The organism is Tenacibaculum sp. DPLXC6 (assembly GCF_056815515.1).
Genome location: NZ_CP141806.1, coordinates 838,464 through 850,319, shown reverse-complemented (window position 1 = coordinate 850,319; position 11,856 = coordinate 838,464). Strand labels below are relative to the sequence as shown.

The 11,856-nt window shown below is 31.6% G+C and carries 5 protein-coding genes; 4 read left to right on the top strand and 1 reads right to left on the bottom strand.

The window, feature by feature from the left end:
• The first annotated feature begins 9 nt into the window (after positions 1 to 9).
• A complete protein-coding gene (locus VCM48_RS03815) occupies positions 10 to 7,827 on the top strand; it encodes a T9SS type A sorting domain-containing protein (protein WP_482271679.1) in 7,818 nt (2,605 codons plus the stop codon).
• Positions 7,828 to 7,880: 53 nt separating this feature from the next.
• On the opposite strand, the gene VCM48_RS03810 is transcribed toward VCM48_RS03815, so the two are convergent.
• Positions 7,881 to 8,606, bottom strand: coding sequence for a hypothetical protein (locus VCM48_RS03810; RefSeq protein ID WP_482271678.1), 726 nt, complete (start codon positions 8,604 to 8,606; stop codon positions 7,881 to 7,883).
• 374 nt (positions 8,607 to 8,980) lie between these two features.
• On the opposite strand from VCM48_RS03810, the gene VCM48_RS03805 reads away from it, so the two are divergent.
• From VCM48_RS03805 to VCM48_RS03795, 3 genes are read left to right on the top strand one after another with little or no spacing between them, the layout of a single operon-like run.
• Complete coding sequence (locus VCM48_RS03805) at positions 8,981 to 9,145, top strand: hypothetical protein (RefSeq protein WP_482271677.1); 165 nt, start codon at positions 8,981 to 8,983, stop codon at positions 9,143 to 9,145.
• Between the two features lie 45 nt (positions 9,146 to 9,190).
• Positions 9,191 to 10,969: a tetratricopeptide repeat-containing sensor histidine kinase gene (locus tag VCM48_RS03800; protein ID WP_482271676.1), complete on the top strand. Its 1,779-nt coding sequence runs from the start codon at positions 9,191 to 9,193 to the stop codon at positions 10,967 to 10,969.
• A 2-nt stretch (positions 10,970 to 10,971) separates the two neighbouring features.
• Positions 10,972 to 11,637 carry a response regulator gene (locus VCM48_RS03795; RefSeq protein ID WP_482271675.1) on the top strand — a complete coding sequence of 222 codons (666 nt, stop codon included), beginning with the start codon at positions 10,972 to 10,974 and terminating at the stop codon, positions 11,635 to 11,637.
• Positions 11,638 to 11,856 lie beyond the last annotated feature (219 nt).

Below are 11,856 nucleotides of genomic sequence, written 5' to 3'. Positions count from 1 at the left end.
GGAAGCTATATGAAAAGAAATATACTCTTAATTATATTCTTATTTTTTTCAATTATATCGCAAGCACAAAAGTATACCATAAAAGTTGAAGGTTATATAGGACAAGGAAGGTCTTCTTGTGGTTCTAACAAAAATGGTTTAGGAGGAATAAAAATGTTTTTCTCTGATGGAACCACAAAATATTTAAGAGATCCTGCGATTTATGGGTTACGCTTTATTAATCAAATGTATTCACATGAAGACACTTTTAATGTATCAAAAAAAGTAACCAAAGTAGAGTTTCATACAATCACTAGAAGAAATGGAACTTTTGGATGTAAAAGTTCTAAAGAATCTTGGATTTCGGTAAATGTAACTTCTCCTTGTTTTTATAAACAATATCAGAAAGATGAAGTATACAGAAGTGATATAAATAGAGGTTGGGCACGGATCTCTATAGAACCTGATATTTCTCTATCATATCCCGATGGATCAAGTACTTCAAGAGTAAAAACAGTTTGCGAAAGTAGTCCAGTTAGAATTAAGGCAACTTCAGGTTTTACTCCAGCTTCAGGTGTATATGTTTGGGAATTCTTTGATCCAGTAAATACTGAGACTAGAACACATCCAGATTATCAAGATTTATTAAATGCTGTATCTTCAGCAGAAGCAGCTTATGATGATTGTGTAAGAAGAGAGAGAGACATTGACAGGTGTTCAGGTTTTATGATGGCTTTATTTGAGGCGAGGAGAAATTTGAATAATTACACAGGTCCTAAAACGATACAGGTAAGTGTTTGGAGAACTATCACGAATAAAACAGGGCAAGCCACAATTGATTTAAAACTATCTGATTTGTATTCTTCAGCTACAGATAGAAAAAAGGCATTGACTAAAAATATAAACATACATGTAAAACCAAGCTGCAACAGCTCTATTACTACGAACAATGTTACTCTACAATTTTTACCTGATGCTCCGCAGATAGCAAAAGCTCCAACAATAAAGCAACCTACTTGTTCTTACAGTACAGATGCAGACTTTAAACTGTATTTCACAAGACAACTTTTTAGTTATGAAAAAATAGATTTTAATCTTTTAAAGAAAACATTAACAAATGAATATGTAGCTGTTGATAATAACCCAGGAATTACTTCATTTGTAAGTTCAGGAGGATATTGGATGTATGATTGGGATTCAAACTCAGGAACATTAGCATCAGGAGATTATAGGGTTGAAGTAACTGGGTTTAATAGAAGCACAGGCTCTCCTTTATGTGAAAAATACTCATATGATTTCCAAATAAAGTCTCCATCAAAGGTAACTTTCAAAGCTACTAAAATTCAAGATGAAACATGTTATAATAGTAAAGATGGAAAAATTAAAATAGAGGGATCAGGAGGATCAGGTAGTTTTTACTATAGTTTAAATAATGGAGCTACTTGGAGTACTTCAACGTTTTCAGGAATAACCACGGTAAGTGGATTAGCCTCTGCAAATTATATTATTAAAATAAAAGATACTAAAGGTTGTATAGATCAAGATAACACTTCTGATGCTATAACTATAATTGGGAAAAGTAAAATAACACATGCTTTACCTTCAAATGCAGTTACGCATCCTAGCGCAGTAGGAAGCACTGATGCTTCTATAAAAATAAGTAGTGTAAGTGGAGGTATGCCTTTTAGTAACTATTACAATTATACAGTTTTACTAAATGGAAGCACAACTAATACTAGAAGTGGTAGGGCCTATGTAGGAGGTTTTACAATACCTAATTTACCTGCAGGAACCCACAAAATTAGATACACAGATAAAAATAACTGTACGCAAGAATATACACTTCCAAAGATTATAGACCCAAAACCAATAACATTTTCTGTTAGTTCAGTAAAACCTGATTGCTATCAAGGTAAAGGAACAATTAATGTAACAAGTATTACAGGAGGGTATCCTAACTATACAGTTATTTTAAAAAGAGGTTCAACAATACTAAGTACATTAACAGGAAGAACAAATAGTGCCTCTTTTAATATTGAGGCAGGAAACTATACTGTTTTAGTTAAAGATAGTAAACAAGGTAGCTTAGAAAAATCTATTGCAGTAATAGAACAATCAGAGGTAGTTATTTCAAGAGTAAACTTGACAGCTCCAATAAAATGTAGTGGAGGTAGAGCCTCTGTAAGTATTACAGCTACAGGAGGAAAGTCAAATGCATATCAATATGCAGTATACAAGAGCTCGGGAATCTTATGGCAAAATAGTAATGTGTTTTCGTTACCAGCAAGTAGTACTGGATATAGGTTTATAGTGAGAGATAAAAATATAACTACTTGTAGATCTAAAGTTTCCTCGTCAATAACAATAACAGAACCTTTACCAATTGAAATGATGGTTAACTCTGTAAAACATAATAATGTGTTCGGAGAGGCTAAAGGGGAAATATCATTAACCATAGATGGTGGAATTCCAAACTATACTATAACATGGAGAAAGAAATATGATACTTCTTTTTCTAGAACAGGAAATACAATTACAGGACTAAGGGCAGGGTTTTATATAGCTACCATTAAAGATAGTAACGGGTGTACAATAACTTCTAATGAAATACAAGTTAGAGAAAACCCTCAATTAGTTGCTTCTCTTACTGTTAGTAAAGCCATTAGTTGTAATGGTGGTGTAGGCTCGTTAATAGTGAATCCATCTGGAGGATCAAATAGTTATTCATATAAATGGTTTAAAGGAGGTACAGAATTGATAGGGAAAACAACCAATCAGTTGGTAAATATTAGTAAGGGTAATTACTCTGTTACTATCAATGATGGATTTACAAGTATTTCAAGAAGTATTTCATTAATAGAACCAAGCTCGATTACTTTAAACATAACTAAAACAGATATTTCTTGTTATGGAGCTGAGGATGGAAAAATAAAACTTACCATCGGAGGAGGAACTCCACCGTATGAATACTCTATTGATAATCAAACATCGTTTCAAACAGTAAGTAGTTTAGTTAATAATACAATTGATGGATTAACGGTTGGAAATTTTACTGTTTTGATTAGAGATAGTAAAGGGTGTTTAGTTAGTACACCAGCAACTACCATAATAAAACAGCCGACTCAAATTAAAATTGATAGTTTTTCTATAATAAATTGTGAAGTAGCAGGGAATAATGAAGGAGCTATAACAATAGAAACATCAGGAGGTGAAGGAGCGCATAACTATAAATGGACAAAAGAAGGTGATGCGTCTTTTACTAGTAATACTAAAGATATAAATAATCTATTTGCAGGAATTTATCATGTAGTTATAAGAGATGCAAAAGGATGTGAAATAACTCAGTCATATGAAGTAAAGGAACCACAGCCTATACAAGTAGCTATAAAACAAACAAAAAATATTTTATGTAATGGTGATGAAACTGGTGAATTGCTAGCTGAGGTATCAGGTGGATATCCAATATATTCAACTCCAATTGACTTTGATTATAAATGGTATGATATATCTTCAGGGGCACCGGTTTTATTAAATTCAGACCTAAAACAAAATAAAATAAGCAACCTTAAAGCAGGAAGTTATAGAGTGGTAGTAAATGATATAAAAGGAGCTACTACACAAAAAGAGATTATAATTAGCCAACCAGCTAAAATTGAAGTAAACTTAGCGTCGAGTACAAACGTGAGTTGTTTTGGAGGAGGAGATGGTAGTATTGATATTACTATTTTAGGAGGAACTAAACCATATAATTTTTCTTGGAAGAGTACTAATAACACAGCCTTTAATAAAACAACGGAAGATGTTACAGAGTTAAAAGAAGGAACTTATTATGTAGAGGTTACTGATAGTAATGGGTGTACATTTACTTCTAATAACTTTACGATAGAACAGCCTTTAGCAGCGTTGGAAGTGTCTAGCTATACAGTTAATAACTTAACAGGTTTTGAAACAAAAAATGGAAGCATATCTGTTGATGTTGTTGGAGGAACACCAAGCTATACATATGAATGGAGACAAAAAGGAAACACGACTATCTTAGGAACAGCCAACCCGTTTAAGAATATAGAAGCAGGAGAATATGAATTAACTGTTAAAGATGCTAATGGTTGTATTACAACTGGAAGTTATACTGTTACAGAACCAGAATTATTAGTGGTTGATAATATAATTGAACAAGGAGAAAACCTTTGTTTTGGAGATAATGATGTAAACTTAACAGCTGAAGTTAGCGGAGGAGTAACTCCATATAGTTATTCATGGAAATTAAAAGGAGGAGGTGTAGAACTAGGTACTATCAATAAACTTAGTAATATAGGTGCAGGAATTTATGTAATAACAGTAACAGATAAAAATGGAAATATTGCTACAAAAGAATATGAAGTAATAGAACCATTACAGTTAGAAATTACAGGAATAACTAAAGTAGACGTGTCTTGTAATGGAGGAGCAGATGGTTTCATAGATGTAAACGTTTCAGGAGGAACTGCACCATATACATATAGTTGGAAGCATGGAACAATTGGTAGTAGTTTAAACTCTTTACAAGCTGGTATATATGAAGTGGTTGTTAGAGATAAAAACCTATGTGAGGTTACAACAAAGGTTACAATTAAAGAACCAACAATTTTAGCTATAGATAATTCAGTAATAAAAGATGTTACAGGTTTTGGGTTATCAAATGGAGAAATAAGTATAAATGTTGTTGGAGGAACACCAAACTATACTTATGAATGGAAAAATTCAAGCGGAATTGTACAAAGTAGTATAACCTCTAAATTATCAGGAATAAAAGCTGGGAAGTATTCAGTAAAAGTAACAGATACTAAAGGATGTATAGTAGAAAAAACATATACAGTTAATGAACCAGAATTGTTAACGGTAAATGTAAACGAGACTTCAATTTTATGTAAAAATGGAGTAGGAACACTAACAGCTGAAGTTAAGGGAGGTGTAATACCATATACGTACTCATGGAAGTTAAAAAGAAATGCTACAGTAGTAAGTACTACTAATTCACTTGAGGATGTAGGAGTAGGAGTCTATGTAGTGACAATTACAGATAAAAACGGAAATACAGCCACCAAAGAATATGGGTTAACCGAACCATCATTACTTGAAATTACAGGGATAAGCAAAGGAGATGTAGCATGTTATGGAGGTACGGATGGATTTATAGATATAACCGTTTCAGGAGGAGTAGTACCTTATACCTATAGTTGGAATCATACAAGTTTAGACACTAGAAAAGTAGAAAACTTATCTTCAGGTATATACTCAGTTGTAGTTACTGACAAGAACGGGTGCAAAACAACAAAAGAGGTAACAATCAATCAACCAGAAAAATATGATATAACGAATGTAAAATTAATAAGACCTTCATCAAACTTAGTAGATGATGGTAGTATTGAAGTGGTTTTCGTAGGAGGAGTAGCACCTTATTCATTTGAGTGGAAAAATGAAACAGGGAATACAATTTCTACAAAAGCATCTAGTGATTTATCCGATAAAATAGAGAACCTACCAGAAGGGATCTATACAATTACAATAAAAGACGCTGAAGGTTGTATAATTGAAGAAACATACAATTTAGCAAGTCCAGGAGAATTATTAGTAGAAATAACACAGGTACAAGAAGTAAAATGTCATGATGCCTCAAACGGTATCTTAGATGTAATTACCGTTGGTGGAGTTGGAGGAAACAATTATGCATGGTATAATGCAGATAGTAATGAGCTTATAGGGACAGAAAAACAGCTTAAAAATATTTCAGCAGGTAATTATTATGTAATAGTAAATAACGCTGAAGGAATAGAAGAAAAAAGTTCAATTTTTACAGTTTCAGAACCCACAGAAATTCAGTTAGCAATAAAAGAAATAGATTTAAGTTGTTTCAATTCCAATGATGGAAGTTTTGAGGTAGAAGTACAAGGAGGAACAGGAAATTATCAATTTAGATATAGAGATGTATCAAGTTTTAGCGATTGGATAAGTGTAACAGGAAGTACTATAAAAGTGAATAACTTGAAGAAGAACACTTATACACTTCAAGTAAGAGATGCAAACAATTGTTTGGCGTTAAATACCGTTGGAAGTTCAGACTTTACAATGGAAATCACTCAGCCATTACCATTATCAGTATCAAATGTTTTGATAGAAGAAGTTACAGGGTTTGGATTATCAAACGGATCAATTTCTGTGGGAATAGTAGGAGGAACACCACCTTATGCTTATGAATGGAAAGATAGCTCAGACACGACGATTTTAACAGGTAGTAATAAAATTACATCTATTTCGGCAGGTAATTATCAATTAATAACAACAGATAGTAAAGGCTGTACTTTAATTAAAGAGTATGTAATAAGTCAGCCGTTAAAATTGGAAGTAACTATAGTAAAGACTTCAGTAATTAGTTGTAATGGAGAGGAAGACGGAACTTTAACAGCTCAAGTTGTTGGAGGAGTAAAAGGATACACTTATAAGTGGTATAAAGAATCAAGTAGCCCTTTACCATTAGGAACTTCGCAATCAGTTTCAGGTTTAGGTGAGGGAGCATATTATGTAGTAGTTGAAGATTCAAAAGGAAACATAGTAAAGAGTGATTTATATAATTTAAAAGAACCAGAAATATTAGGATTACAGTTAGGTTCAGACTATACTTTGTGTGGAACAGGAAATGATTGGACAGTAAATACAACAGTAACTGGAGGGACTGCACCATATAGCTATCTGTGGAATACAGGAGATAACAATGCTATGTTACAAAGTGTACCTATTGGAGACTATAGTGTAACCGTTGTTGATGCTAATGGTTGTAGAATATCTGGTGAAATAAAATTAACACTACCACCAGAAATATCAATAGTAAGTGAAACAATAACAAAACCAACTTGTTTTCAAGGAAATGATGGTAGTATCGCATTAGAAGTTACTGGAGGAGCTCCTCCTTATGAATATACTTGGAGTAATTCAAGAAAAGGTAAAGTTGTTACTGGGTTAACTTCAGGAGAATATACTGTAGAAGTAAAAGATAGTAAAGGGTGCTTTATAACAAAATCTTTTATAGTTGAAGATCCGGAGCAAATAGAACTAGATTTAGGTACTGATGTAACACTGTGTGTAGATCAAACATATATTTTAGATGCAACTATTATTGATGGTGTAGCATATAGTTGGAGCTCAACAAGCGGATTTACCAGTAATGAAGCCATTGTTGAGGTAAAAGAAGAAGGAACTTACACGGTAATAGCAACAGATAAAAAAGGATGTGTGGTAGAAGATAGTATTGAAATTATACGCTCAAAACAAGAGATATCTGCAGATTTAGCTGTATCAACACAAGTGTTTACAGATGAAAGTTTTGTAGCAGTAAATATTAGTAGTGTTGTAGCAGATGAGGTAGTATGGATATTGCCAGACGAAGCAATTATTAATGAAAGTAACGATAGTTATACAGAAATAGAATTTGTAAAAGAGGGAGAGTATGAAATAACTATGGTAACTAGAATAGGAAGTTGTGAAGCAATGATAACAAAGAAAGTAATTGTCATCGATAGAGAAGTTACAACAACTGAAGAAGACCAAAGGAGTGCCTCGCCAATGATTAAAGACCTAGTAATATATCCAAACCCATCTTCAGGTAAGTTTACGGTAGATATAGAATTAAAAGAACAAAACTTAGTTAGTATGAAGGTTTTAGAAATGCTTGGAGGTAGTTTAGTAGATGCTAAAACTATGAATGGTGCTGATAAGTATAAAGTTGATTACGATTTGAGTTTAGTTTCAGGTGTATATTTTATCTTAATAGAAACAGAAGAACAAAGAATAATTCAGAAGTTAATAATTAACTAAATAAGAATTAGACATTATAAAAAGCCGTTAATAATTAAATTAACGGCTTTTTTTTATGGTCTGAAACCTTCTTTTTCCAAAATGTAAGGTGTAATAGGATCTAATTCTTTCAAAGTTTCAGGGTGTATGCCTCTATCTGTAAAAAACTCTCGTTTCCCTTCTGTATTACTTCCATACCAAAAGTTTGGGTTACCATTTGTGAAAAACTCCATGCCTTTGGTAAGTGTTACCTTTTTAAAGGTATCAATGTCTATAGAAAGTGCATCTCTACTTATAGCGTTTTTAGTAGTGCAAGAAGTTTTTTTATAGTGGTCTTTTTCCCAAACGAAGCAGTTACCACTATTAAGGAATGACACTCTGTAAATAAATAAAAAAGGGACAATTATAATAATCCCCACTACAATAATAGATTTTTGTTTTTTTACTTTTTCCTTACCAGGAGAATTCTCTATGTTATAATCAAACCCATCATTTTTTTTAGAAGACTTATTCTTAGAAGAAGTGTGTTTGTTTACATAATCTTCATAATTCTCATAGTTTAAATACTTAGCTATAAAATCTCTTTGGTGGCTATTAGGCAAACTTACACTTACCCCTTCTTTTTCTTCCACATACTTTTCGTAATACCGTTTGGCCTTTCTTTCGCTTATATAATTTTCATCATTATAGCCTACTTCCTGTAACTCGTTAGCCCAAAAAACAGCCTTTGCATTTTTATTGGTTTTATACTCATTTTCCTCAATAGCATTAAAAAAATCGGTTATAAGTTGTTTAATCATGGTTATTTGGTGTTTGGCCAAAAGTATCCAAAGTGGTCACTTTTTGGTTACGGTTAACCATAAAGTGCACAAATACAGTATGGAGAAAAATTGGTTGAATAATGGTTCATTTTAAACCTTTTTCATTGTCAATATTTGCATCAGAATTAATCGAGAAAACAAAAAACAAAACAATCGATTGGTTCTAATTATAAGATAAACATTAGTGGATTTTCGTAGAGGGGGAGCTACTAAAAAACACTGATGTTCATCTTCACTTCCCGCAAAAGAGATGCGCACCTCTTTTAAAAATTCTACACCCAAACTCGGTGTAACTGTAGCTAAGCAAAGTGCTTGGACAGGATAAATACTATCAATTTTTAAAAGAAACAAAAATGAACAAGGTTTTATTAATTATAACATTTTTAGTAACAAATGGATTATACACTATAAATACAAACTCAACAACTGTAGCACCTGAAACAAACTCTACGGAAACAACAACAAGTGATACAGGTGGAGAGGAAGATCCGACTCCTGTTGAAGATGACGAAGATTAGAAAAAAAAGGCGCATTATATAATGCGTCTTTTTTATATTAGTAGAATGAAAAAGATTCTATTTTTTTTTCTTTTTATATCAGTAAGCGAATTGGTGTGTCAAAATAAGTTTGATGAGTACACTAATATTTCAAAAAAAATAAGATTCTATCACCAAAAGAATGAAAAAGATAGTGTTTATAAGTTTTTAAACAAATATTTGATTTTATCAAAAAAGAAAGAAGACACTCTTAGTTTGGGGAAGGGATATTTTAAAAAAGGAATTTATTATAATAAGTATAATAGAAAAGATTCTGCATACTATTTTTATAAAAAATCAATTCCATACTTTTTAAATTTAAAAGACAGTTTAAGAGTTTCTAAAAGCTTAATAAATATATCCTTTATTTTATCAAGTTTTGAAAATTATTCAGATAGTGATTCAATAGCAGTAGAAGCTTTAAAGTATTTAAATAAGAGTGAAAATAAATATAGAGGTATGGCATTCAATTCTTTGGCTATAAGTTCAAAAGGAAGGTTTAATTATGATGATGCCATTAAGTATTACAAAAAAGCAATTGAACTACCTAATAGTAAAAAGAATTTAATTAAATACTACAGTAATTTAGCTAATTCATATGGCTATAAAGGAGAGTATAGAAAAGCTATTATTATTTATCAAGATTTATTAGATACTACAGATTTTAGTGATTTAAAAAACACAAAATCTAGAGTTATAGATAATTTAGCGAGAATTAAATGGGAGAATAAAATAAATAAAAACGTTTTAAAGGATTTTATTAAAGCAAAAGATTTAAGAGAAAAAGAAAAAGATTATGAAGGCTTGATATCTAGCTATAAAAATTTGTCTAATTATTTTTTTGAAATTGATAAATACAAAGCTTATGAGTATGCAAGGAAAATGTATCATTATGCAGATATAGAGGGAAATAAGAGAAGTGAGGTAGAAGCTTTGAATAAGTTAGTTCTTTACCCTAGTTCTAAACAGAATGTATATTTTGAAGAATTAAAAAAAATAAAAGATAGCATCAAACTATCAGAAGGAACAAAAAAAATAAGGTTTGCAAAAATTAAATATGATGCTGAAGAAGAAAAAAAACAAAAACTCGAAGCTAGAGCTCGTTTAGCAGAGTCAAACCTTAGCTTAGAACAACAAAAATCACAAAAACAACTTTGGATTTTTACAGTTATCCTTACTGTTTTATCCTCATTAGTATACTTCTTTTACAAAAGAGAAAAAACTAAAAAAGAAAAAGCCATAGAAGTATATAATACAGAAACCCGTTTGTCTAAAAAAATACACGATGAATTGGCGAATGATGTTTATTCGGTAATGAATACTCTACAAAACAAAGCAGAAACAGACACCAAACTACTAGCAAGAGTAGAAAAAATATACGCTCAAACTAGAGATATTTCTCATGAGAATAGTCCTGTACTTACAGGAGAACATTTTGAGAGCTTTTTAAAACAGTTGTTTATAGATTTCACGAACGATACTTGTAAAGTAATCCATAAAGGGTTGAAAGAAGTAGTAGTAAATGAGTTACCAAAAGAAAAACAAATAGTACTATACAGAGTGTTGCGAGAACTCTTAGTAAACATGAAAAAACACAGTGAAGCAAGTTTGGTGCTTATTACATTTTCGCTGTCTAAAAAAACATTATCTGTTGCATATCAGGATAATGGGAGAGGTGTTAAAGACTTATCAATAAAAAACGGTTTACAAAATATGGAAACCCGTATTAAATCAGTAGGAGGTATTATTACTTTTGAATCAAAGCAAGAAAAAGGATTTCAAGCAAAGTTTCACTTTAAAAAGTAGTTATGTTCAAAAAAATATTGATAGCAGAAGATGCCGATTTCATGTCAAGTGGAATTCAAGTAGCCTTAGAAGACATGCAAATACCTACTATAGAATATGCACAATACTGTGATGAAGCTTATTTAAAATTAAAAAAGGCATGGTTAGACGAAGAACCATTTGATTTATTAGTAAGCGATTTATCATTTAAAGATAACATACATGAGCAACGATTAGAATCAGGAGAAGATCTTATAACAGAAGCTAAAAAACTACAACCAGCTTTAAAAACTATAGTATTTTCTATAGAAGACAAACCATATCGAATACAGCAATTATGTAACGAGTTAGCAGTAAATGCGTATGTATGGAAATCTAACCATGGACAAAAAGAACTAAAAAAAGCAGTACAGTCTGTTTATAACGGCGAGTTTTTTATTACTCCGCAGTTAGCACATGCCTTGCGAAATAAAGAAGCATTTGAGATTACAGATTACGATGTGTTTTTACTAAAGCATTTAGCTGAGGGGTTAGATCAAAAAGAAATTAGCGGAGAACTTAAGAATAGGAACATTAAGCCAAGTAGTATAAGTTCAGTAGAAAAACGCTTAAAACTATTAAAAGAAAATTTTAATGCCAATAACCCTACACAGCTCATAGCAATTACTAAAGATTTTGGGCTTATTTAAAAGCGTAGTTTGCACAGATATTTTTGTCTTAAACATCAGACAGTAGTGTATGAAGTCATTAGACACTACTGTCTGATGTTAAAGGATAATAGTGTCGGGTGTCACAATACACTAGCTTATCCGAGTCTGGAGTTTAAATTTTCTTTTTACTTTCAAAAGTATTATTAAACTTGATATATATAGTGGAAATGTCTTTTCGTACCTAATGGAAAAGGCATT